Annotated in this window: 20 protein-coding genes and 1 riboswitch; of the genes, 15 read left to right on the top strand and 5 right to left on the bottom strand. The window is 64.3% G+C overall.

What is annotated here, in order from left to right:
- Window positions 1–65: 65 nt before the first annotated feature.
- Window positions 66–1,400, bottom strand: a complete 1,335-nt coding sequence (locus NCS67_RS01740) for an MFS transporter (protein WP_250433743.1) — start codon at window positions 1,398–1,400, stop codon at window positions 66–68.
- Between the two features lie 150 nt (window positions 1,401–1,550).
- Window positions 1,551–3,188, bottom strand: a complete 1,638-nt coding sequence (gene ggt / locus NCS67_RS01735) for a gamma-glutamyltransferase (RefSeq protein WP_250433741.1) — start codon at window positions 3,186–3,188, stop codon at window positions 1,551–1,553.
- Window positions 3,189–3,648: 460 nt separating this feature from the next.
- Here ggt and NCS67_RS01730 point away from each other — a divergent pair, with 460 nt between their 5' ends.
- Complete coding sequence (locus NCS67_RS01730) at window positions 3,649–3,846, top strand: hypothetical protein (protein ID WP_008351420.1); 198 nt, start codon at window positions 3,649–3,651, stop codon at window positions 3,844–3,846.
- Between the two features lie 73 nt (window positions 3,847–3,919).
- Here NCS67_RS01730 and NCS67_RS01725 read toward each other — a convergent pair whose 3' ends face one another.
- Complete coding sequence (locus tag NCS67_RS01725) at window positions 3,920–4,300, bottom strand: hypothetical protein (protein ID WP_034470682.1); 381 nt, start codon at window positions 4,298–4,300, stop codon at window positions 3,920–3,922.
- A gap of 224 nt (window positions 4,301–4,524) precedes the next feature.
- Between NCS67_RS01725 and glpK the strand changes: the two genes are divergently transcribed.
- Window positions 4,525–6,021, top strand: coding sequence for a glycerol kinase GlpK (gene glpK / locus NCS67_RS01720; RefSeq protein ID WP_250433739.1), 1,497 nt, complete (start codon window positions 4,525–4,527; stop codon window positions 6,019–6,021).
- A gap of 107 nt (window positions 6,022–6,128) precedes the next feature.
- Window positions 6,129–6,292, top strand: a riboswitch (FMN riboswitch).
- Between the two features lie 174 nt (window positions 6,293–6,466).
- Entirely contained in the window at window positions 6,467–7,177 is a 711-nt protein-coding gene (ribB, locus tag NCS67_RS01715; RefSeq protein ID WP_250433912.1) for a 3,4-dihydroxy-2-butanone-4-phosphate synthase, read from the top strand.
- Window positions 7,178–7,180: 3 nt separating this feature from the next.
- Here ribB and NCS67_RS01710 read toward each other — a convergent pair whose 3' ends face one another.
- On the bottom strand, window positions 7,181–7,867 hold the full coding sequence (locus tag NCS67_RS01710; RefSeq protein ID WP_008351424.1) for an HAD family hydrolase: 687 nt from the start codon (window positions 7,865–7,867) through the stop codon (window positions 7,181–7,183).
- Between the two features lie 37 nt (window positions 7,868–7,904).
- A complete protein-coding gene (locus NCS67_RS01705; RefSeq protein ID WP_034470678.1) occupies window positions 7,905–9,083 on the bottom strand; it encodes an MFS transporter in 1,179 nt (392 codons plus the stop codon).
- Window positions 9,084–9,187: 104 nt separating this feature from the next.
- Here NCS67_RS01705 and NCS67_RS01700 point away from each other — a divergent pair, with 104 nt between their 5' ends.
- The 12 genes from NCS67_RS01700 to NCS67_RS01645 all read left to right on the top strand — a co-directional run bounded on the left by NCS67_RS01700 (window position 9,188) and on the right by NCS67_RS01645 (window position 22,513).
- A complete protein-coding gene (locus NCS67_RS01700) occupies window positions 9,188–10,159 on the top strand; it encodes a LysR family transcriptional regulator (RefSeq protein ID WP_244808096.1) in 972 nt (323 codons plus the stop codon).
- 114 nt (window positions 10,160–10,273) lie between these two features.
- On the top strand, window positions 10,274–11,635 hold the full coding sequence (miaB, locus tag NCS67_RS01695; protein WP_008351429.1) for a tRNA (N6-isopentenyl adenosine(37)-C2)-methylthiotransferase MiaB: 1,362 nt from the start codon (window positions 10,274–10,276) through the stop codon (window positions 11,633–11,635).
- Window positions 11,636–11,656: 21 nt separating this feature from the next.
- On the top strand, window positions 11,657–12,775 hold the full coding sequence (locus NCS67_RS01690) for a PhoH family protein (RefSeq protein ID WP_008351431.1): 1,119 nt from the start codon (window positions 11,657–11,659) through the stop codon (window positions 12,773–12,775).
- Window positions 12,775–13,236, top strand: coding sequence for an rRNA maturation RNase YbeY (ybeY, locus tag NCS67_RS01685; RefSeq protein WP_008351433.1), 462 nt, complete (start codon window positions 12,775–12,777; stop codon window positions 13,234–13,236). The genes NCS67_RS01690 and ybeY overlap by 1 nt, the downstream gene beginning before the upstream one ends.
- A 35-nt stretch (window positions 13,237–13,271) precedes the next feature.
- Window positions 13,272–13,961 (top strand): gamma-glutamylcyclotransferase, encoded by a 690-nt coding sequence (locus tag NCS67_RS01680; protein WP_008351435.1) that lies wholly within the window; start codon window positions 13,272–13,274, stop codon window positions 13,959–13,961.
- A gap of 201 nt (window positions 13,962–14,162) precedes the next feature.
- Entirely contained in the window at window positions 14,163–15,068 is a 906-nt protein-coding gene (locus tag NCS67_RS01675) for a CorC family transporter (RefSeq protein ID WP_008351437.1), read from the top strand.
- 81 nt (window positions 15,069–15,149) lie between these two features.
- Window positions 15,150–16,817, top strand: coding sequence for an apolipoprotein N-acyltransferase (lnt, locus tag NCS67_RS01670; RefSeq protein WP_250433736.1), 1,668 nt, complete (start codon window positions 15,150–15,152; stop codon window positions 16,815–16,817).
- 172 nt (window positions 16,818–16,989) lie between these two features.
- The gene (gene glyQ, locus NCS67_RS01665) at window positions 16,990–18,018 is read left to right on the top strand and encodes a glycine--tRNA ligase subunit alpha (protein ID WP_244807696.1); all 1,029 of its coding nucleotides are present in this window, start codon (window positions 16,990–16,992) and stop codon (window positions 18,016–18,018) included.
- A gap of 17 nt (window positions 18,019–18,035) precedes the next feature.
- The gene (gene glyS / locus NCS67_RS01660; protein WP_250433734.1) at window positions 18,036–20,135 is read left to right on the top strand and encodes a glycine--tRNA ligase subunit beta; all 2,100 of its coding nucleotides are present in this window, start codon (window positions 18,036–18,038) and stop codon (window positions 20,133–20,135) included.
- A gap of 12 nt (window positions 20,136–20,147) precedes the next feature.
- Entirely contained in the window at window positions 20,148–20,720 is a 573-nt protein-coding gene (gmhB, locus tag NCS67_RS01655; protein WP_008351447.1) for a D-glycero-beta-D-manno-heptose 1,7-bisphosphate 7-phosphatase, read from the top strand.
- 10 nt (window positions 20,721–20,730) lie between these two features.
- Window positions 20,731–21,504: a lysophospholipid acyltransferase family protein gene (locus NCS67_RS01650; protein ID WP_008351449.1), complete on the top strand. Its 774-nt coding sequence runs from the start codon at window positions 20,731–20,733 to the stop codon at window positions 21,502–21,504.
- Between the two features lie 82 nt (window positions 21,505–21,586).
- Entirely contained in the window at window positions 21,587–22,513 is a 927-nt protein-coding gene (locus tag NCS67_RS01645; RefSeq protein ID WP_250433723.1) for a M48 family metallopeptidase, read from the top strand.
- Window positions 22,514–22,544 lie beyond the last annotated feature (31 nt).

The following is a 22,544-nucleotide window of genomic DNA, read 5'->3' as shown; positions in this document are numbered from 1 at the left end:
CGAAATGCAAAAGGCGGCCGAAGCCGCCTCGATTGTTTCGCGCGATGCCGTCGCGCAGCGCGCCGTTACGTTGCGCGTCGTGCCGCGCGCATGCGCCAGGCGACGATCGCCAGCGAGATTCCCGACAAGACGGCAGCCAGCAACACGTAGTAACTCGGCGCGAGCTTGTCCCCCGTGACATGGATGAAGGCTTCCACGATGGTCGGCGCAAAACCGCCAAACAGCGTGACGCCGAGCGCATAGCCGATGGAAAGACCCGTCGAACGCACGCGAGTCGGGAAGATTTCGGACATAAGCGCGGGCATTGGTCCGGAATACGCGGCCTTGAGAATGCCCGCGACCGATTGGAGAACGACCAGCGACGCGACTGTCGGATGCGCTTGCAGCCACGCAAACATCGGATAAATCGTGACGCCCATGAAAATCGATGTACCGAGCATGATGCGGATGCGCCCGAGCCGGTCGGAGAGCGCGCCCATCAACGGAGAGAAGATGAACTGAAGTCCGCCATTGAGCACCACGACGGCGAACGATGCGGTCGCCGGCAGGTGCAACTGCTTGACTGCGTACAGCGGCATATAGAGTTGCAGGACGTACACGCCGACCGTCGATTGCGCGACGATGCCCACGGCCAGCAAAAGATTCAGCCATTGATTCGCGAACGACACGCCTGGCGCGCTCGCCTTCTGCGCGGAGCGCGTCGCGAGAAACTCCGGCGTTTCGTCCAGATGCGAGCGGATGTAATAGCCAACCGGCCCGACGAGCAGACCGAAGACAAACGGAATGCGCCAGCCCCAGCTTTCGAGTTGCGGCTGCGGCAGCCAGGCGCTGAGTACCGAGCCGAACGCCGCGGCCATGATCGCGGCAAGCCCTTGGCTCGCGAACTGCCAGCTCGCGTAGTAGCCGCGCCGCGCCTCGCTGTGCTCGACCATGAACGCGGTCGCGCTGCCGAACTCGCCGCCGACCGCGAAGCCCTGCACGAGACGCGCGAGCAAGATCAAAAGCGGCGCGGCGATTCCGATGTGCTGATACGAAGGCATCACGGCCATGGTGAGCGTGCCGACCATCATCAGCAGAATGGCGAGCGTGAGCGCGGCCTTGCGTCCTTTGCGGTCGCCGTAGATGCCGAGCACGATCGCGCCGAGCGGGCGCATCAGGAACGAGATGCCGAACGTGCCGATGGCAAGCATCGTCGAGAGCCATTCGTCATTCGACGGGAAGAACGCCTTCGCGATGACCGTCGCGAAATAGCCATAGACGAGAAAGTCGAACCACTCGAGCGCGTTGCCGATCGACGACGAGAACACGATGCGGCGGATCATCGCCTTGGATGGCGCCGGGTGCGGCGCGGTCGTTTGCGCCTGCGTCGGAGCAGCGCCTTGATACACGCGTTCGTTCATGATTTCTCCTATCCCGCTTCCATGTCGTGATGTCCGACCGAGGCCACGAGGCGCGGGCGCGCGGCCCCCTCGCCTGCACAATTGCGGCGATCGGATGCGTGGTTTTTTATCGACGGAGACCGGCCGACGGCGCGGCCTCCGATGGCAGCCTCAGAAGCCTGCGGCGAGTCCGTCGCGCCGGCTGTCGCTCGCCGCGACATAGCCGCGCTCCGGATCATTGCGATCCAGCTTCCAGATGTACTGGCCGGAGCCGAAGTCCATGTAGGGATCGTCGATGGACTTGATCGTGTGGCCGAGACCCTCGAGCGCGCGCGCGGTTTCGAGATCGAGCGTGGCTTCGATGTCGATCGTGAAGTCGCGGTTCACCTTCCAGCGCGGCGCGTCGCACGCGGCCTGCGGCTGCTGGCCGTAGTCGAGCATGCGTACGATGGATTGCAGATGGCCTTGTGGCTGCATGTCGCCGCCCATCACGCCGAAGCTCATGACGGCTTCCTGCCTGCCATCGACCTGCTGAGTGAGGAAAGCCGGAATGATGGTATGGAACGGACGCTTGCCGCCTTCCACGACGTTCGCGGACTTCGGATCCATCGAAAAGCCGCAACCGCGGTTCTGCAGCGCGATGCCTGTGTCGGGAACGACCACGCCCGAACCGAAGCCCATGTAATTCGACTGGATGAAGCTCACCATCATGCCGCGCTCATCGGCGACGGACATATAGATGGTGCCGCCCGCCTTGGGCATGCCGAAGTCGAAGCGCGTCGCCTTTTTCGGATCGATGAGCTTCGCGCGTTCGGTCAGATAGGCGTCGTCGAGCATCTGTTCCGGCGTGACTTCCATCGAGCGCGGATCGGCGACGTAGCGATAGACATCCGCGAAGGCGAGCTTCATCGCCTCGATTTGCAGATGCTGCGACTCGATGCGATCGACGTTCAAAGCGCTCACGTCGAACTTGTCGAGAATGCCGAGCGCGATGAGCGCCGCGATGCCCTGTCCGTTCGGCGGAATCTCGTGCACCGTGTAGCCGCGATAATCCTTGCTGATCGGCTCGACCCAGTCCGCGCGATAGTTGCGCAGGTCGTCCATCGTCAACGCCGCGCCGCCCGCGCGCGCGAACGCGGCGATGCGCTCGGCGATCTCGCCTTCGTAGAACGCGCGCGGACCTTGCTGCGCGAGCAGGCGCAGCGTTTTCGCGTGGCCGGGGAAGCGCACGAGTTCGCTCACGTCAGGCGCGCGGCCGTGCGGCATGAATACATCGGCGAAACCCGGCATGTCCTTGAGCTCCGGCACCGCCGCCGCCCACTTGTAGGCGACGATGCTCGCCACCGCATGACCGCGCTCGGCGATTTCGATGGCTGGCTCCATCAGATCCGCGAAGGGCAGCGTGCCGAACTTCGCGTGCAACGCTTCCCACCCGGCGATGACACCCGGCACCGTCACGGCGTCCCAGCCGCGCTTGGGCTGGCGCGCGAGACCGTTTTCCTCGCCGTACTTGCGCCGGAAATAATCGACGTTCCACGCCGCCGGCGATACGCCCGAAGCATTCAGCCCGTGCAGCTTCCGACCGTCCCAGACGAGCGCGAAAGCGTCGCCGCCCAGCCCGCATGACACGGGTTCCACCACGGTAATGGCCGCCGCGGCCGCGATGGCTGCATCGACCGCATTGCCCCCCTTCCATAGCATGCGCAGACCGGCCTGCGCGGCGAGCGGATGAGACGTCGAAACGATATTGCGGGCGAACACCGGAAGGCGCGGGGTGGGATACGGGTTTTGCCAGTTGAAGCGAGTCATTGAATGAAGTCCGAAATTCCAGCGGGCAGAACGTGCCGGCCGACCTTGTGGCCAATCCGGGCAAAGGGGGAATATTGCATTGTCCGCTTAATCCAAAACAAATTCATTTATCGTATAAATTAATGCGCATTGCGCATTAACCGGGCGATCAGGCGTCGCTGATTGCGTGTGCTCGCATGCCGATCCTTGTGTGCGCCGCCGCACGAACCTCAAGTGGATTCTTCGAATTCGCGTGAGCGATGAACCGCTTCTGCATTGATAAAAAGTCAAAGCCAAAATTTTCTCGGCAAATTTGGCACTTGTCAGACGCTTGCCTACAATCCCAATTCCCGGCATCCGCAGCACAAAATCGACGCGTTTGCCCGGCAATTTTTCAGTTTTCCCGTACAACGTTTCGAAGCAAAAAGACCCGGCTTACAAGGCCGGTTGCTTATGCCGTTCGGTCGTCATGGAGAACACAATGCTGAGTCCGCACGAATTCGCCACGCTGCTATTGGTTCAGGAAGCGCCTAATCAGGTCGACATGGAACGCGAAGAGCTCGACGCCCTGCTCGAACGTCAGCTCGTCCAACTCGAAAATCTCGCATCGGGACGTCAGCAATGGCGCCTCACCGCCACCGGCGACTCCACAGTCAAGGCTTTCAAGCGTTACTCGTAGCACGCGGCAGGACTCGGGACGCGGTGCAAGGCCGCGTCCGCTTCACTTTCCCTTCACCTAGCGTCAAGTCGCGTCAGCCGGCCCGCAGTGTCGGGTCCACTGCCGCGCGCCAGCTCAGCGCCTGCGCGCGCTGCTCCAGGAAGAACTTCGCCCACGCGCTTTGCGCTTCGGGGCCGGGATTCGCGCGATAAGCACGATAACGTTCTGCAATCGCCGCCTGGAACGCGCAGAAGCGCTCCTTCTGCAACCCGCCGCGCCGTTCGGCCACATAGGCATCGTAGAAGGCTGAATAGACCGATTGCGCGTCCGCGCCGTAGTCGACGGGCGAGGTCCCGCACATGTCCTGCAGCGCGCTGAACGACGGCGCGCCCAATGAGCCGTCCAGGCTGGGCGTGCCCACGCAGCCCGTCAGAAGCGCCGCGCCCAGCACGCCGGAAATCAACAGCATACGCATCGCACTCACCCTTCAATCGGTTTCGTGCCGCCAGTATCGGACGAACACGAACGCCGCGCCACTCGGCCGAATGGCATAGGCCAAATCCGCATTCGAGCGGTCGATGTCGCGCGGCTTATGCCGTTCGGCCAGCTTGTCCGCGTCGCCTCGCTCCGATAGATTGCGCAAACGGACAGCGGCTTTGCTGCCCGAAACGTCGATGTCCGTTCGAACCGGAGGAGACCATGCAGGATCAGTACGTTCTCGCGCTCGATCAGGGCACCACCAGCTCACGGGCCATGCTGTTCGACCGGAACGGCAACATCGTGTCCTTGGCGCAGAAGGAATTCCAGCAGATTTATCCCGAGGCGGGCTGGGTCGAACATGATCCGCGCGAAATCTGGTCGACGCAGGCAGGCGTCGCCGCGGAAGCCGTCACGCGCGCCGGCGCGAGCGCTGCTTCGATCGCGGCAGTCGGAATAGCGAACCAGCGCGAGACTACGATCGTCTGGGATCGCGAGACGGGCGCGCCGATCTATAACGCGATCGTCTGGCAGGACCGCCGCACGGCCGGCTTCTGTGACGAGCTCAAGTCGCGCGGCCTCGAAGCGATGGTTCGCGCGAAAACCGGTTTGCCTATCGACGCATACTTTTCGGCGACGAAAATCCGCTGGATTCTCGATAACGTAGAAGGTGCGCGCGACAAGGCGAAGCAAGGGCGGCTCGCGTTCGGCACCGTCGATAGCTGGCTCGTGTGGAATTTCACGCGTCACGGCTTGCATGTCACCGACGTCACGAACGCCTCGCGCACGATGCTCTTCAACATTCACGAACGCCGCTGGGACGACGAACTGCTCGACGCGCTCGGCATTCCCCGCAGCATGCTTCCCGAAGTGCGGACGTCGTCGGAACGTTATGGCACGGCGCGAGGCACCGTGTTCAACGCCGATGTCCCGCTTGCAGCGCTTGCCGGCGATCAGCACGCCGCGCTCTTCGGCCAGATGTGCACGGATTCCGGCATGGTGAAGAACACCTACGGCACCGGCTGCTTTCTCGTCATGAACACGGGCGACAAGCCCATCGAGTCGCGCAACAACCTCGTCACCACGATTGCCTGGCAGATCGGCGATCACGTCAGCTATGCGCTCGAAGGCAGCATCTTCATCGCGGGCGCGGTCGTTCAATGGCTGCGCGACGGCCTCGGCCTCGTCCGGCGCGCGAGCGAAATCGAGACGCTCGCGCGCGGCGTGCCGCACAGCGACGGCGTGTATCTCGTGCCTGCGTTCGCCGGGCTCGGCGCGCCGCACTGGAACGCGCGCGCACGCGGCACACTCTTCGGCGTCACGCGCGGAACGACATCGAGTCATGTCGCGCGGGCGGCGCTCGATTCGATCGCCTATCAGTCCCTCGACGTCTTGAAAGCCATGGAAGCGGACTCGGGCATCCGCATCGGCGAATTGCGTGTCGATGGCGGCGCCTGCGCGAACGATCTGCTGATGCAATTCCAGGCCGACATTCTCGGCGTCGATGTCGCGCGTCCGCGCATCGCCGAGACGACGGCGCTCGGCGCGGCTTATCTGGCGGGGCTCGCGGTCGGCTACTGGAAGGACGTCGACGAACTCAAGGCGCAATGGCAACTGGAGCGCCGCTTCACGCCGTCGATGCCGAAACCGGAGATCGATTCCTGCCTCGCCGGGTGGCGTCGCGCGGTCAACGCGGCGAAGGCATGGGGGGACAGCTAACGGCTATGCATGGCGTATCGCACCCTTTCGCGTCATGCGGCGGTGCAAAAACCGCCGGCGTGCGGTATCCTAAAAAAGCTCGCGAGCCTTGCGGCTTGCGGCATCGAGTACGTCTTCAGGGCGGGGTGCAATTCCCCACCGGCGGTATGTGGCGAGGCTTCGCGGCCGGACCACGAGCCCGCGAGCGCCCGCGCAGGATTCACGCGCGGGGTCAGCAGATCTGGTGAGATGCCAGAGCCGACGGTCATAGTCCGGATGAGAGAAGATGTGCAGATGGTCATGTCCGTCCCCTTGGCGATTTCCGCATCGTGCCGAACCGGACGCCGCCGCGCCTCTTGGCGCGTCGCCGTGGGGTGCCGTTCTGTCTGTTTGCAATGCCCTGAAACGTTTTTCGCTTACATTTCCTGCGAGAGCGTTTCACATGTCCCAGTCCCAAGCTGCCAACCTGTCGTTCGCCACACCGGCCGTCATCGCCGATGACGCTTCTGCCGACCTTCCCCAGCTCGCTTCGTTCGACGTTCCGCCGCGCATCGCCGCCGCGCTCGACGCCATGCGCGAAGGCCGTCCGGTCGTGCTTCAGGACGACGACGATCGCGAGAACGAAGCCGATCTGATCGTCGCCGCCGAAAAACTCACCGACGCCACCATGGCCCTTCTGATCCGCGAATGCAGCGGCATCGTGTGCCTGTGTCTGCCCGACGACAAAGTACGCGCGCTCGAACTCCCGCCGATGGCCGCCGCGAACGGCAGCCGCTACGGCACGGCGTTCACCGTGTCGATCGAAGCGCGGGAAGGCGTGACGACGGGCGTATCGGCGGCGGATCGCGTGACGACGATCCGCGCGGCGATCGCCGAAAACGCGAAGCCGGCGGACATCGTGCGGCCCGGCCACGTCTTTCCGCTGCGCGCGATGCCCGGCGGCGTGCTCGCGCGGCGTGGTCACACCGAAGGCACGGTCGACCTGGCGATCCTCGCCGGCCTCAAGCCTGCCGGCGTACTCTGCGAACTGATGAACGCCGACGGCACCATGACGCGCGGCGCGCAAGTCGAGCGTTTCGCGCAGGAGCGCGGCCTGCCGATGCTGACCATCGCGGAACTGGTCGAATTCCGCGCGGCGCTGGCGGCCGCGCGTGAATCCGTCGAGGAAGCGGCGTAAGGATCAGGAGAGCACGTCGCCGAAATCCCCGCGCACGCCCGCCGCGACGAGCGCGGGCAGCTCGTCCATGTGCTCCATGATTCGCGTGATGCCGGTTTCGCGCAGCACTTGCGCGTAGCCGGACGGAATATGGCTCGCGCCGACGAACGCGATGGTCTTCATGCCCGCCGCGCGCGCCGCCGTCAGTCCGGCGACGCTGTCCTCGACGACGAGGCAGCGCTCGGGCGCGACATCGAGCGTGCGCGCCGCGAGCAGATACACGTCGGGATAAGGCTTCGGCCGCTCGACTTGCTGCGCGCTGAACACGCGCGCGCCGACGATCTCGGAGAGCCCCGCCCGCCGCACCGACGCGCGCACGCGCTCCATCCGGCTGTTCGACACGACCGCCACCGGCAGGCCGCAGCCTTCCAGCGCGGCGCGCACGCCGGCGATCGGTCCGACCGAGCGCGCGAGTTCCACGGAAACGCGTGCCTCGATCGTATCGACGAAATCGGGCGGCATCACGATGCCGAACTTCGTCTCCAGATGAGTCAGGAAGCGCGAGGTCTGCTGTCCGAAAGCCGTCTTGACGACCGGTCTGAAGTCGATGCCGGGAAACGTCTCGGTGAGCACGTCCAGCATCACGCGATCCGCGATGACTTCGCTATCGACGAGCACGCCGTCGCAATCGCAGATGAGATGATCGATCATGTTGGCTCGAATTACGTTGAGCCAACATGATAAGCGCTCAGCAAGCGTCGGCTGCTTTTATGTCCGAGGTAACGCGCGGGACATCCAGGCGCGCGGCGAACCACGTCACCGCGAGCGCGGCCAGCGCGACCGCCGCCGCGGCCCACGGAAGCGCGTCGAGACCGTGACCGTGCGTCAGCACCGCGCCGCCGAGCCACGCGCCGCCCGCATTGCCGACGTTGAACGCGCCGATATTGAGCGTCGAAGCGAGATTCGGCGCGTCCTTCGCTTTCTCGACGACGCGCGTCTGCAACGGCGGCACCGTCGCGAACGCCGCGATGCCCCAGACGAAAATCGTCAGGATCGCGCCGGTCTGGCTGTGGCTCGTCTTCGCGAACACCGCCATCACGACGGCGAGCGCGAACAGAATGCCCATCAGCGACGGCATCAGCGCGCGGTCCGCGAGCTTGCCGCCGATCGTGTTGCCGATCGTCAGCCCGACGCCGAACAGCACCAGGATCAGCGTGACGGCGCGCGGCGAGAAGCCGCCCACCTGTTCGAGAATCGGCGCGATGTACGTGAACACGACGAACACGCCGCCGAAACCGAGCACCGTCATCGTGAGCGCGAGCCAGACCTGGCCGTCGCGCAGCACGCGCACTTCCCGGCCGAGCGTGCTCGGCGCGGCGTCGTGGCGGTTCGGCACGAGCGCGGTCACGCCGAGCGCGGACAATACGCCCAAGCCCGCGACGATCCAGAACGTCGCGCGCCAGCCGAGCTCCTGCCCGATGAACGTCCCGAACGGCACGCCCAGCACGTTCGCGAGCGTGAGCCCGGTGAACATCAGCGCGATGGCGCTCGCGCGCTTTTCCGCCGGAACGAGCGACGCGGCCACGACCGCGCCGATGCCGAAGAACGAGCCGTGCGCGAACGACGTCACGACGCGCGCGACCATCAGCAGGCCATAGCCCGGCGCGAGCGCACACAGCACGTTGCCGACGATGAACACGAGCATCAGCAACTGCAGCGCGAGCTTGCGCGGCAGCTTGCTCGTCAGCACGGCGAGCAGCGGCGCGCCGACCGCGACACCGAGCGCGTAGCCCGTGACGAGCAGCCCCGCCGATGGAATCGTCACGGAGAGATCGTGCGCCACGTTGGGCAAGAGGCCCATGATGACGAACTCCGTCGTGCCGATGGCGAATGCGCTGATCGCAAGCGCGAGAAGTGGAAGAGGCATGATGAGGTGGAAGGGTTTACACGTAGCGCATTGTGCAAGCCGCGCAGCGATTTGAGAATTGGCCTACCCTTTGAATTATTCTCAAACCGGATTTGAAAATGACGATGGATCGGCTCGGCGACATGCGCCTGTTCGTGGAAGCTGCGTCGGCGGGAAGCCTGTCGGCGGCGGGCCGCAAGCTGGGCCTGTCGCCGGCGGCGGCGAGCGCGCGGCTCATCAAGCTGGAAAAAGCGCTGCACACGCGGCTCTTCGAGCGCACGACCCGCCAATTGCGCGTAACCGACGAAGGCCGCGTGTATTTGCAGCATTGCCGGATCGCGCTGCAGGCGATCGACGATGCCGAAGCCGCGCTGCAGGCCGGCCAGAACGTCGTGCGCGGCAAGGTTCGCATTTCGGCGACATCGAATTTCGGTCGCTCCATGCTGAACGGCTGGCTCGACGAATTCAGCGCGCTGCATCCGGACGTGAAATTCGCGCTCACACTATCGGATTCGGTGTCGAATCTTTTGCTGGAAGAGATCGATCTCGCGATCCGCTTCGGCGCCCCGCCCGACAGCGGCCTCGCCGCCCGCGCGCTCGCGCCGAATCGCCGCGTGCTGTGCGCGTCGCCCGCGTATCTCGCGCGCATGGGCGTGCCCGAAACGCCCGCCGATCTGACCGGGCATGACTTCCTCGTCGTCGTTACGGCGAACGGGCCGCTCAACGAGCTCGTCTTCGTGCGCGGCGACGAGCGTTACGCGTACACGATTCCGCTCGCCGACGCCTGGGAAACCAACGACGGCGCGCTGCTGCGCGAATGGGCGCTCGCGGGCCACGGCATCGCGCATAAATCGATCTGGGATATCGCCGCCGACGTGCGCGCCGGCACGCTGCAGATGGTGTTGCCCGACTGGTGTACGCACGAAGCCGCCGTGCACGCGCTTTTTCACGCCAATCGCTACATGGCGCCGCGCGTGCGGGTGCTGCTGGACTTTCTCGTCGAGCGTTTCGAAAAAACGACGAACGACCTGCTCGGCGACCTGGCGTATCCGCCCGACGCGCGCGGGAAGCGTCGGGAATGGCGGCCAGAGCTATAATATTGGGTCAAATACAGTAAAAAGCGGTGCAGATCAGTGTAAATGCGCCGCAAATTCTCTCTTTAATCTCTTTTACAGCGCCCCCAGGTTAACCACTGCGACCGGCGACGATTCATGACCAAGAAAGTTTATGTAAAGACCTTCGGCTGCCAGATGAACGAGTACGACTCCGACAAGATGGTCGACGTGCTCGGCGCGGCGGAAGGACTCATCAAGACGGATACGCCCGAAGACGCGGACGTCATTCTGTTCAATACGTGCTCGGTGCGCGAAAAAGCCCAGGAGAAGGTGTTCTCCGATCTCGGCCGTGTGCGCGAGCTGAAGGAAGCGAACCCGAATCTGCTGATCGGCGTCGGCGGTTGCGTCGCGAGTCAGGAAGGCGCGTCGATCGTCGCGCGTGCGCCGTATGTCGATCTCGTGTTCGGTCCGCAGACGCTGCATCGTCTGCCCGCGATGATCGATCAGCGCCGCGCGACCGGCCGCGCGCAGGTCGACATCACGTTTCCGGAAATCGAGAAGTTCGATCATCTGCCGCCGGCGCGCGTCGATGGCCCGAGCGCGTTCGTGTCGATCATGGAAGGCTGCTCGAAATACTGCAGCTACTGCGTCGTGCCGTACACGCGCGGCGAGGAAGTGTCTCGCCCGCTCGACGACGTGCTCACCGAAGTCGCCGGTCTCGCGGACCAGGGCGTGCGCGAAGTCACGCTGCTCGGCCAGAACGTGAACGCTTATCGCGGCGCGCTGACGCTCGGTTCGAGCGAGATCGCGGATTTCGCGACGCTCATCGAATACGTCGCGGACATTCCGGGCATCGAACGCATCCGCTATACGACGTCGCATCCGAAGGAATTCACGCAGCGCCTGATCGACACTTACGCGAAAGTGCCGAAGCTCGTCTCGCATCTGCATTTGCCGGTGCAGCACGGCTCGGATCGCATTCTGATGGCGATGAAGCGCGGCTACAGCGTGCTCGAATACAAGTCGGTCATCCGCAAGTTGCGCGCGATCCGCCCGGATCTGTCGCTGTCGACGGATTTCATCGTCGGCTTTCCCGGCGAGACCGAAGACGATTTCAACAAGATGATGGCGCTCGTCGACGAGATGAGCTACGACACGAGCTTCTCGTTCATCTACAGCCCGCGCCCCGGCACGCCGGCAGCGAATCTGCACGACGACACGCCGCGCGAAGTCAAGCTGAAGCGTCTGCAGCATTTGCAGGCGACGATCGAGGAAAACGTGCAGCGCATCAGCGAATCGATGGTCGGCAAGGTCGAGCGCATTCTGGTCGAACGCCCGGCGCGCAAGGATCCGAACGAACTCGCGGGACGCACGCAGAACAATCGCGTCGTCAATTTCCCGGCGCCGGCAGAATCGCACGCGCGGCTCATCGGCCAGATGATCGACGTGAAGATCGTGCATGCCTATCCGCACTCGCTGCGCGGCGAACTGGTCATGGCGCCCGAGCTTGCGCACTAAAGACAGGAACTCAAGTTCACTTTGAAGAACGCTCCCACGCAGCATCTGGAATTCACCGCTCCGCGCGACGACAACGCGCGGCTCGCCAACCTCTGCGGCCCGCTCGACGAAAACCTGCGGCAGATCGAGCAGGCGCTCGATGTGACGCTTTCGCGACGCGGCCACAAGATCGCGATTCGCGGACGCGGCGCCAAAGTCGCGCTCGCGGCGCTCGAAAACTTCTACAACCGCGCGCGGGATCCGATTTCCGTCGACGACATTCAGCTCGCGCTCGTCGAAGCGCGTCATGCGACGCGTCGCGCGAAGGATGCGCGCGAAGCTAACGGCGAAGAAGGCGAAATCGATCCGCGTTTTCGTGGCGATCCCGATCATCCGTTCGATGAACCGAGCGCGACGATCGATCTCGGCGAAGACGAAGACCACGGTCCGAAGCTCTACACGCGACGCGCCGATCTGCGCGGACGCACGCCCGCGCAGCGCGAGTATCTGAAGCAGATCATCGCGCACGACGTGACCTTCGGCATCGGGCCGGCGGGCACGGGCAAGACGTATCTCGCGGTCGCGTGCGCGGTCGATGCGCTCGAGCGCGATCAGGTCAAGCGCATCGTGCTGACGCGCCCCGCCGTCGAAGCGGGCGAGCGGCTCGGTTTTCTGCCGGGCGATCTCGCGCAGAAGGTCGATCCGTATCTGCGTCCGCTTTACGACGCGCTTTACGATCTGCTCGGCTTCGACAAGACCGCGAAGATGTTCGAGCGCCAGATGATCGAAATCGCGCCGCTCGCGTACATGCGCGGGCGCACGCTGAATCACGCGTTCATCATCCTCGACGAGGCGCAGAACACCACGCCCGAGCAGATGAAGATGTTCCTGACGCGGATCGGCTTCGGCTCGAAGGCGGTCGTCACCGGCGATACGACGCAGGTCGACTTGCCGCGCGGCCACAAGAGCGGCCTGATCGAGGCGCAGCATGTGCTGTCGGAAGTGCGCGGCATCGCGATCACGCATTTCACGTCGGCGGACGTGGTGCGGCATCCGCTCGTCGCGCGCATCGTCGAGGCTTACGACGCGCAATCGCAGAAAGACGCCGCGCTCGCCGAGGCCGCGCGCGCTGCGCAACAGCAAGCGCAGAAGCCCGAATAATGCCGCGCCTCACGTTGACCCTGCAGTTTCCAGCGGCGAAGGCGTATCCGTCGCACAAGGCGATCCTGCCGCGCGCGACGGTCGCCCGCTGGATCAAGGCGTCGCTGTTCGCGGACGCCGAACTGACCGTGCGCTTCGTCGACGAAGAAGAAGGCCGGATGCTCAACCGCACGTATCGGCAGAAGGATTACGCGACGAACGTGCTGACTTTCGCGTATGCAGAATCGGAGGACGATCCGGTCGCGGGCGATCTGATTCTGTGCTGCCCGGTCGTCGAGCGCGAGGCGGCCGAACAGGGCAAGCCGCTCGCCGCGCATTACGCGCATCTGATCGTCCACGGCACGCTCCATGCGCAGGGCTACGACCATGAAGTCGAGAGCGAAGCGCAAGAGATGGAATCCATCGAGACGGATATCATGCAGTCTCTGGGATTTTCCGATCCTTACGTGCCTTCGACCTGAAGCCGGTCCGATGTCCCCGATGTTCCCAACGCGCCGTGAACGACAAGCTGCCCGAACCCACGCATCCCGAGTCACTTCCTGACATCGCGCCCGAGCCGTGCGCCGGCTATCCGCCCGCGCTCGGCGAATCCGCATTGTGGACGGATGCCGAACTTGCGGCATCGCGCGAGGCGGCGTTCGCGCATTGGGACGGCGAGTCGGACGTGTGGCTCTTCGGCTACGGTTCGCTGATCTGGAACCCCGGGCTGCCGACAGTCGAAGCGGTGCGCGGCAAAGTGCATGGCTATCATCGCGGGCTTTATCTGTGGTCGCGCGTGAATCGCGGCACGCCGGAGCAGCCGGGTCTCGTGCTTGCACTCGATCGCGGCGGCTCGTGCACCGGCATGGCGTTCCGGCTCGCGGGCGTCGGAGCGATCGAGCATCTCGACGTGCTGTGGCGCCGCGAAATGGCGATGGGTTCGTACCGCCCCGCGTGGCTGCCCTGTACGCTCGCGGACGGACGGCGCGTCGATGCGCTCGCGTTCGTCATGCGGCGCGATGCGGCGTCTTATACCGGCAAGCTCGCCGATCCGGTCGTGCGAACGGTGCTCGGCTGCGCGAGCGGCCGATATGGGACGACGCTGGATTACGTCAGCCGGACGGTGGAGGCGCTGCGCGAGAGCGGCATGCCGGATCGGGCGCTGGAGGCGTTGTTGAAGCGTTGCCAGGCGCAGGGCGGACGCTGACGTTGGCGCTTTTTGCCTCCATATGATTTTCGCGCCTGATATCGTCCATTCGGCCAACGCTTTCCGCTGGACATACTTCTCGCACATTTATCGGCTAGCATGGCTGAAGTCATGCGCGCCGCGCCACGCAGCCCGCTTTTTGCCTTGGTGTATGCTTAACTTTCCGCTAACCTGCGCCCGGGAACTCCCGGGCGCTCCGCTATGAACGATCCCTATCCCAGTCGACGCCACACCGACAAACCGCAAGAAAAGCGCTCGCTCCTCGAACGCCTGACCGATTTCATCTCGCACGAGCCGGAATCGCGCGACGAACTTCTCGAAGTGCTTCAGGACGCGCACGAGCGCAACCTGCTCGACGCCGACTCGCTCTCGATGATCGAAGGCGTCTTTCAGGTGTCCGACCTCTGCGCGCGCGACATCATGGTGCCGCGCGCCCAGATGGACGCCATCAACATCGCGGAAACGCCCGCGGAATTCATCCCCTTCGTGCTCGAAAAAGCACACTCGCGCTATCCGGTGTACGAAGGCAATCGCGACAACGTCATCGGCGTGCTGCTCGCGAAAGACCTGCTGCGCTACTACGCCGAAGAAGAATTCGACGTGCGCGGCATGCTGCGCCCCGCCGTCTTCATCCCCGAATCGAAGCGTCTGAACGTACTGCTGCACGACTTTCGCGTGAACCGCAATCACATCGCGATCGTCGTCGATGAATACGGCGGCGTCGCCGGCCTCATCACGATCGAGGACGTGCTCGAACAGATCGTCGGCGACATCGAGGACGAATACGACTTCGACGAGGAAGCCGGCAATATCATCGCGACGCCCGACGGCAAGTATCGCGTGCGCGCGCTCACCGGCATCGAGCAATTCAACGAGGAATTCGGCACCGATTTCTCCGACGAAGAAGTCGATACCATCGGCGGACTCGTCACGCATCGCTTCGGGCGCGTGCCGCATCGCGGCGAAAAAGTACGCATCGACGATTTCGTGTTCGAGATCCTGCGCGGCGACGCCCGCCAGATTCACGTTCTTCTCGTGCGGCGCGTGCCGAATCTCGCGCAGCAACATCACCACGCGGGCGACGACGAAGACGAACTGCGCGACTAAGCGCTTCGCGGGCGCCGCAGCCGAACGGCGCCCGCTGTCAGTCCTACACTCGCTTTTGCCGTTTCATCTCGACCGTCATCAATGGCCGATTCATCGTTTCGCTTTCTCTCCCGTCAACGCGACGTCTCCGTGACACCCGATACGCGTCGCGCATTGCCGTTCTGGCATTACCTCGTCGCCGCCGTGCTCGGCGCGATCAATACGCTCTCCTTCGCGCCGACGCCGCACGGCGGATGGATCGAGCTCGCCGTGTTCGCGTTGTTCTTCTCGTGGCTCTCGCGCACGAACGGCTGGAAAAGCGCCGCCGCGACCGGCTGGGCATTCGGCTTCGGCAACTTCGTGACGGGCGTGTGGTGGCTCTACATCAGCATGCATGTCTACGGCGGCATGGCCGCGCCGCTCGCCGCCGCCGCCGTCGCACTGTTCTCGCTGTATCTCGCGATCTATCCGGCGTTGTCGAGCGTGGTCTGGTCGTTCGTCGCGGGGCGCGCGCGCTTCGGCGATGAAGACGCCGCCACCGCACGCGACATCGAAGCATCGCCGCGCTATGCGCCGACATGGCACGGCGCGTTCGCGTTCGCGAGCGCCTGGGCGCTCGGCGAATGGCTGCGCGGCCTCGTGTTCACCGGCTTTCCCTGGCTCGCGAGCGGTTATGCGCAAGTCGACGGTCCGCTCAAGGGCTTCAGCGCGATCGTCGGCGTGTACGGCGTCGGCTGGGTGCTCGCGCTCGTCGCCGCGCTGATCGTGCAGGCCGTCTATCACTTGCGCAAGACGCGGCGGCTCGCGTTCGCGCCGGGCGTCGTCGCGGTTGCGCTGATCGTCGCGGGCATGCTGCTGTCGCTCGTCCAATGGACGACGCCCGCCAACGCACCGCTCGACGTGCGTCTCTTGCAAGGCAACGTGAAGCAGGAAATGAAGTTCGAGCAGTCGGGCGTCGATGACTCGCTCGCGCTCTACAAGGGCCTCATCACCGAGAAGCCCGCTGATCTGATCGTCACGCCGGAAACCGCGCTGCCGGTGCTGTCGGTGCAGATTCCGCAGGATTTCGCCGTCGCGATCCGCAATTTCGCCGACGACACGAACTCGTCGATTCTCTTCGGCGCGATCGGCGTCACGATTCTGCCCGATGGCCGCGCAACCGATTTCACCAACAGTCTCTTCGGCGTCACGCCGCATGTGAACGGCGTGTATCGCTACGACAAGCATCATCTCGTGCCCTTCGGCGAATTCGTGCCGCCCGGCTTTCACTGGTTCGTGCGCATGATGGGCATTCCGCTCGGCGATCTCGCGCGCGGGCCGATCGCGCAGAAGGCATTCGTCGTGCACAACCAGCCGGTCGCCGTCGATATCTGCTACGAGGACATCTTCGGCGAAGAGATCGCGCGCACGATCCGCGAGCAGGAAACGCCCGCGGGCATTCTCATCAACTCGACGAATCTCGCGTGGTTCGGCAATACCATCGCGCTCGATCAGCACTTGCAGATCGCACGGATGCGGTCGATGGAAACCGGCCGGCCGATGCTGCGCGCGACCAACACGGGCATGACGGCGGCGATCGCGGCCAACGGCGATGTCATCTCGAAGCTGCCGACGTTCGCCACGGGCGTGCTCGAAGCGCGCGTGCAAGGCACGTCGGGCAGCACGCCGTATGTGACGAGCGGGAACATGACGGTGATCGCGGTATCGCTGATTCTGCTGGCGTTCGCGTTTGCATTCGCGCCGAATCGGAAACGTTCGGGCGAGCGTTGAACATCGGCTGAAACAAAGCCGCGTCGCGCGATGCGACGCGGCCCGCCTTCTCCCAAAAAGCCGCACCCGCCCGTCCGTTCGGCTAAAATTCTCCGTTTAAGTACTTCGGCCGAGCCTCCGAGTCGCGTCGTCACGACGATGGCCGCGCCGCGTTCGCCCGCAAAAGGCAATCATGCTCACTTTCCAGCAAATCATTCTGACGCTGCAGTCCTACTGGAACGAAAAGGGCTGCGCGCTCCTCCAGCCGATCGACATGGAAGTCGGCGCAGGCACCTCGCACGTCCACACGTTCCTGCGCGCGATCGGCCCGGAGCCGTGGCGCGCGGCCTACGTTCAACCGTCGCGCCGCCCGAAGGACGGCCGCTATGGCGAGAATCCCAACCGCCTGCAGCACTACTATCAGTATCAGGTCGTGCTGAAGCCCGCGCCGGAAAACATCCTCGATTTGTACCTCGGCTCGCTCGAAGCGCTCGGCTTCGATCTGAAGCAGAACGACGTGCGCTTCGTCGAGGACGACTGGGAGAACCCGACGCTCGGCGCCTGGGGACTCGGCTGGGAAGTGTGGCTCAACGGCATGGAAGTGACGCAGTTCACGTACTTCCAGCAAGCGGGCGGCATCGACTGCAAGCCCGTGCTCGGCGAAATCACCTACGGTCTCGAACGCCTCGCCATGTACCTGCAGAAGGTCGAGAACGTGTACGACCTCATCTGGACCGAATGGGAAGAAGACGGCCCGAACGGCCGCGAACTGCGCCGCCTCACCTACGGCGACGTGTATCACCAGAACGAGGTCGAGCAGTCCACGTACAACTTCGAGCACGCGAACGTCGATCTGCTGTTCACGTTCTTCAAGAGCTACGAAGAAGAAGCGAAGAAGATGATCGATGCGAAGCTCGCGCTGCCCGCGTATGAGCTCGTGCTGAAGGCCGGCCATACGTTCAATCTGCTCGATGCGCGCGGCGCCATTTCCGTGACTGAGCGCGCGGCGTATATCGGCCGCATCCGTGCGTTGTCGCGCCTCGTGGCGCAGGCTTATTACGATTCGCGCGAAGCGCTCGGCTTCCCGATGCTCGGCAATCCGGTCAAGGGCGATCGCGATCTCGTCAGCGACGAGCAGGAAGCGCAGCGTCCGGCATGGGCGCCGCCGCTCAAGGTGGAAAGCACGCCGCCGGGCGAACCCAGCAACAACGAACAGGTTTGACGAGGCTCGCTAGAACAATGACGCAATCCAACCACGCTTCGCTCCTCGTCGAGCTGCTCACCGAAGAACTGCCGCCGAAAGCGCTTGCGCGTCTCGGCACCGCTTTCGCCGATGGCATCGTCGAGCGTCTCGCCGCGCGCGATCTCATCGACGGCGCGCCTTCGTTCGAAAAGTACGCGACGCCGCGCCGCCTCGCCGTGCTCATCCGCAATGTGCGCGATGTCGCGCCGGAAAAGCAGGTGCGCGAGAAAGTCTTGCCGGTAACGGTCGCGCTCGATAAGGAAGGCAATCCCACGCCGCCGCTCGCGAAGAAACTCGCGGCGCTCGGCTTCCCCGACTTTCCCATCGCCGAACTCGAACGCGCGCAGGACGGCAAGGCCGAAGCCTTCTTCCTGCGCTACGCCGCGCCCGGCGCGACGCTCGCCGACGGCCTGCAAGCCGCGCTCGACGAAACCCTCGGCAAGCTGCCCATTCCGAAGGTCATGACGTATCAGCGTCCGGACGGCACCAGCGTGCAGTTCGTGCGTCCGGTGCAGCGCCTGATCGCGATGCACGGCCGCGACGTCGTGCCGGTCAGCGCGCTTGGCGTCGATGCGGGCGATACGACCATCGGGCATCGCTTCATGTCGGAAGGCTTCGTCGCGATCGCTCATGCCGACGACTACGCCGACACCCTGCTCGACAAAGGCCGCGTCGTCGCGAACTTCGACGATCGCCGCGAATCGATCCGCACGCAACTGCAGGCGTTTGCGGGCGAAGATCGCGTCGTGATGCCCGAAGCGCTGCTCGACGAAGTGAACGCGCTCGTCGAATGGCCGGTCGTCTACGAATGCCGCTTCGACGAGGAATTCCTGCAGGTGCCGCAGGAATGCCTGATCCTCACGATGCAGACGAACCAGAAATACTTCGCGCTCACGGATCAGAACGGCAAGCTGCGCTCGCGTTTTCTGATCGTGTCGAATATCGATACGAAGACGCCCGGCGAGATCGTCGAAGGCAACGAGCGCGTCGTGCGCCCGCGCCTCGCCGACGCAAAGTTCTTCTTTACGCAGGACAAGAAGAAGCGCCTCGAAGATCGCGTGCCGCTGCTCGCGAACGTCGTCTATCACAACAAGCTCGGCTCGACGCTGCAGCGCGTCGAGCGTCTCGAAGCGCTCGCGGGCGAAATCGCGCCGATGGTCGGGGTCGATCCCGCGCTGACGCGCCGCGCCGCGCGTCTCGCGAAGGCGGATCTGCTGACCGACATGGTCGGTGAATTCCCCGAGCTGCAAGGCACGATGGGCACGTACTACGCGCGTCACGACGGCGAGCCGGAAGAAGTCGCGCTCGCGTGCTCGGAGCACTATCAGCCGCGCTTCTCGGGCGACGAAACGCCGTCGACGGGCGTCGGTGCCGCGGTCGCGCTCGCGGACAAGCTCGAAACGATCGTCGGCATCTGGGGCATCGGGCTCGCGCCGACGGGCGAGAAAGATCCGTTCGCGCTGCGCCGTCACGCGCTGGGCGTGTTGCGCATCCTGCTCGAAAAGAAGCTGCCGGTCGATCTGCGTGATCTCGTCGGCGCGGCGCAACGTCAGTTCGCGGGCATGCCGCAAGTCGCCGATTCGACCGAAGCGGTCTACGCCTTCTTCCTCGATCGTCTGCGCGGACTGTTGCGCGAGCGCGGCTTCGAAGCGAACGATATCGAAGCGGTCCTGAGCCTGAACCCGACGCGCCTCGACGACATCGTCGCGCGCCTCGACGCCGTGCGCGAATTCGCGGCGCTGCCGGAAGCCGCGGCGCTCGCGGCGGCCAACAAGCGCATCTCGAACATTCTGAAGAAGTCGGAGCAAGGCGCGCCTTCGGTGGTCAACAAGGAACTGCTCGTCGAAGCGGCCGAGAAGGATCTGTACACGCAGATCGAGCAGGTGACGCCGCGCGTGCAAAGCCAGCTCGCCGCGCGCAACTATACGGAGGCGCTCACCGCGCTCGCCGCGTTGCGCGAATCCGTCGATACGTTCTTCAACGACGTGATGGTGAACGCGGAAGACCCGGCGCTGCGCAACAATCGTCTCGCGCTGCTCAACGCGCTGCATCAGCAGATGAACTGCGTCGCCGACATCTCGAAGCTCGCTGCTTAAGAAACGCCGCCCATGGTCATGAACCGCAAACTGGTCATCCTCGATCGCGACGGCGTCATCAACGTCGATTCGGATGCCTTCATCAAGTCGCCGGACGAATGGGTCGCCATTCCCGGCAGTCTCGAAGCGATCGCGCGGCTGAACCAGTCGGGCTATCGCGTGGCGATCGCGTCGAATCAGTCGGGCATCGGGCGCGGTCTATTCGACATGGCCGCACTCAACGCAATGCATCAGAAGATGAATCGCGCGGTCGCGGCCGTCGGCGGGCGCATCGACGCGGTGTTTTTCTGCCCGCACACGGCCGAAGATCAGTGCGATTGCAGAAAGCCCCGGCCCGGCATGCTGCAACAGATCATCGACCGCTTCGAGATCGATCCGGAAGATACGCCGGTCGTCGGCGATTCTTTGCGCGATCTCCAGGCGGGCGCGGCGCTCGGCTTTCCCACGCATCTCGTGCTGACCGGCAAAGGCGAAAAGACGCTCAAGGAAGGCCAGTTGCCCGAAGGCACCCTCGTTCACAAGGACTTGCGCGCATTCGCGCTCGATTTCCTCGCGCGGCATCAGGATCGCGCCGCGGCTCAGTAACAGATATTCCATGCGCTTCATCCGTTCGTTGCTGTTGATGCTTTACTTCGTCGTGTACACGGTGCCGTACGCGATCGCCTGCTTCATCGCGTTTCCGTTCATGCGCGCAGACAAGCGTTACTGGATGGCCGCCGGCTGGTGCAAGTCGACGATCGTCGTGCTGCGGCATCTGATCGGCATTCGCTACACGATCGAAGGCATGGAGAACCTGCCGAATGGTCCGGCCGTGCTGCTGTCGAAGCATCAGTCCGCATGGGAGACGCTCGCGTTTCCCGCGCTGATGCCGCGGCCGCTCTGCTACGTGTTCAAGCGCGAGCTGCTCTATGTGCCGTTCTTCGGCTGGGCGCTCGGACTCCTGAAGATGGTGCACATCGATCGCAAGCAGGGCCGCGACGCCTTCGTCTCCGTCACCAGGCAAGGCCGCGCGCGCATGGACGAAGGCGCGTGGATCATCATGTTCCCCGAAGGCACGCGCACACGCGTCGGCAGCCAGGGCAAGTACAAGACCGGCGGCGCACGCTTCGCGGTTGCAACCGGCGCGCCGGTCGTGCCGATCGCGCACAACGCCGGTCACGTGTGGCCACGCAATTCGTTCATCAAATATCCGGGTATAGTCACGGTGTCGGTCGGCAAGCCGATCGATACGGCCGGTCTCACGCCCGAGGAAGTGAACGCGCGCGTCGAAAGCTGGATCGAGACGGAAATGCGCCGCATCGATCCGCACGCTTACGCCGTGCCGAACGCGCAGCCGGCCAAAGCCGGCGCTGCGGGCGCGGGCCGCTGACGCGGCGGCGTTCGATTCGAGCCGAGGCGTGCCCTACTCTTTCTTCTCGTCATTCCTGCGCCGTGAGCGCAAAGCGGAGCCGATGCAGAAAGCCCCTTCGCGACAGCGCCCCGCCGTCGCGCTCGATACCCTGCAACTCGATCTGCCGTTCGAGCATGCGCCGGCTTACTCCGGCGCGCCGCCCGCGAACGGACCGGCTCCGCTGCGCGGCGATGTTCCCCCCGCCGATCCCGTTCCCGTCCTCACGCCCGCTGCACCGAACGCGCCCACCGCACCGCTGCCCGATGGCGTGCGCCTGCGTCGCATCGTGCTCAAAGCGGGCGCGCTCGAATACCGGTTGCGTCGTTCGTCGCGGCGCACGATCGGCTTTTGCATCGACGGAACCGGGCTCGCGATCACCGCGCCGCGCTGGGTGACGATCGCCGATATCGAAAGCGCGATTCTCGACAAGCAGAACTGGATCGTCAGGAAGCTCACCGAATGGCAGACGCGCGTGGAGCAGCGCGCGCTGCCGCGCATCGAATGGAAGGACGGCGCGCAGTTTCCGTTTCTCGGCAAGACGATCAGCGTGTCGCTCAACTCTGCGAGCGCGCTTTCGTTCGATGACGAAACCGGCGTGCTCACGCTTCCGCTGCCAGCATCCGCCGACGCGCAGCAGATCAAGGATCGCGTGCAAGGCTGGCTGCAAAGCGAAGCGAAGCGCATCTTCGGTGCGCGGCTCGCGGTCTATGCGGCGAAGCTCGGCGTCGAGTACCGCGCGTATGCGCTGTCGTCGGCGGCGACGCGCTGGGGCAGTTGCTCCAGCGACGGCAAGATTCGCCTCAACTGGCGGCTCATCCATTTTCCGATGTCGATCATCGATTACGTCGTCGCGCACGAGCTCGCGCATCTGCGCGAGATGAATCACAGCCCGCGTTTCTGGCAGACGGTGGAATCGATCTTCCCCGAGTTCCGCGAGGCGCGGCATACGCTCAAGCATCATCCGCCGGACTTGCTGCCGGCACTGTGAGCGCGGTCAGCGCGTAAAAAGCGCCGACGGT

Source organism: Caballeronia sp. ATUFL_F2_KS9A, from assembly GCF_023630765.1.
GTDB lineage: Bacteria > Pseudomonadota > Gammaproteobacteria > Burkholderiales > Burkholderiaceae > Caballeronia > Caballeronia zhejiangensis.
The sequence above is the reverse complement of the archived record's forward strand: the minus strand, read 5'-3'. Positions and strand labels throughout refer to the sequence as shown.

What these genes read in the sequence shown, in the direction of transcription:
- NCS67_RS01650 (WP_008351449.1), top strand. Translation starts at nt 20,731, where the DNA reads ATGCGCTTCATCCGTTCGTTGCTGTTGATGCTTTACTTCGTCGTGTAC.
- glyS (WP_250433734.1), top strand. Translation starts at nt 18,036, where the DNA reads ATGACGCAATCCAACCACGCTTCGCTCCTCGTCGAGCTGCTCACCGAA.
- NCS67_RS01705 (WP_034470678.1), bottom strand. Translation starts at nt 9,083, where the DNA reads ATGCCTCTTCCACTTCTCGCGCTTGCGATCAGCGCATTCGCCATCGGC.
- NCS67_RS01730 (WP_008351420.1), top strand. Translation starts at nt 3,649, where the DNA reads ATGCTGAGTCCGCACGAATTCGCCACGCTGCTATTGGTTCAGGAAGCG.
- NCS67_RS01725 (WP_034470682.1), bottom strand. Translation starts at nt 4,300, where the DNA reads ATGCGTATGCTGTTGATTTCCGGCGTGCTGGGCGCGGCGCTTCTGACG.
- ggt (WP_250433741.1), bottom strand. Translation starts at nt 3,188, where the DNA reads ATGACTCGCTTCAACTGGCAAAACCCGTATCCCACCCCGCGCCTTCCG.
- NCS67_RS01675 (WP_008351437.1), top strand. Translation starts at nt 14,163, where the DNA reads ATGAACGATCCCTATCCCAGTCGACGCCACACCGACAAACCGCAAGAA.
- NCS67_RS01700 (WP_244808096.1), top strand. Translation starts at nt 9,188, where the DNA reads ATGGATCGGCTCGGCGACATGCGCCTGTTCGTGGAAGCTGCGTCGGCG.
- NCS67_RS01740 (WP_250433743.1), bottom strand. Translation starts at nt 1,400, where the DNA reads ATGAACGAACGCGTGTATCAAGGCGCTGCTCCGACGCAGGCGCAAACG.
- glyQ (WP_244807696.1), top strand. Translation starts at nt 16,990, where the DNA reads ATGCTCACTTTCCAGCAAATCATTCTGACGCTGCAGTCCTACTGGAAC.
- NCS67_RS01645 (WP_250433723.1), top strand. Translation starts at nt 21,587, where the DNA reads ATGCAGAAAGCCCCTTCGCGACAGCGCCCCGCCGTCGCGCTCGATACC.
- gmhB (WP_008351447.1), top strand. Translation starts at nt 20,148, where the DNA reads ATGGTCATGAACCGCAAACTGGTCATCCTCGATCGCGACGGCGTCATC.
- lnt (WP_250433736.1), top strand. Translation starts at nt 15,150, where the DNA reads ATGGCCGATTCATCGTTTCGCTTTCTCTCCCGTCAACGCGACGTCTCC.
- NCS67_RS01710 (WP_008351424.1), bottom strand. Translation starts at nt 7,867, where the DNA reads ATGATCGATCATCTCATCTGCGATTGCGACGGCGTGCTCGTCGATAGC.
- glpK (WP_250433739.1), top strand. Translation starts at nt 4,525, where the DNA reads ATGCAGGATCAGTACGTTCTCGCGCTCGATCAGGGCACCACCAGCTCA.
- miaB (WP_008351429.1), top strand. Translation starts at nt 10,274, where the DNA reads ATGACCAAGAAAGTTTATGTAAAGACCTTCGGCTGCCAGATGAACGAG.
- ybeY (WP_008351433.1), top strand. Translation starts at nt 12,775, where the DNA reads ATGCCGCGCCTCACGTTGACCCTGCAGTTTCCAGCGGCGAAGGCGTAT.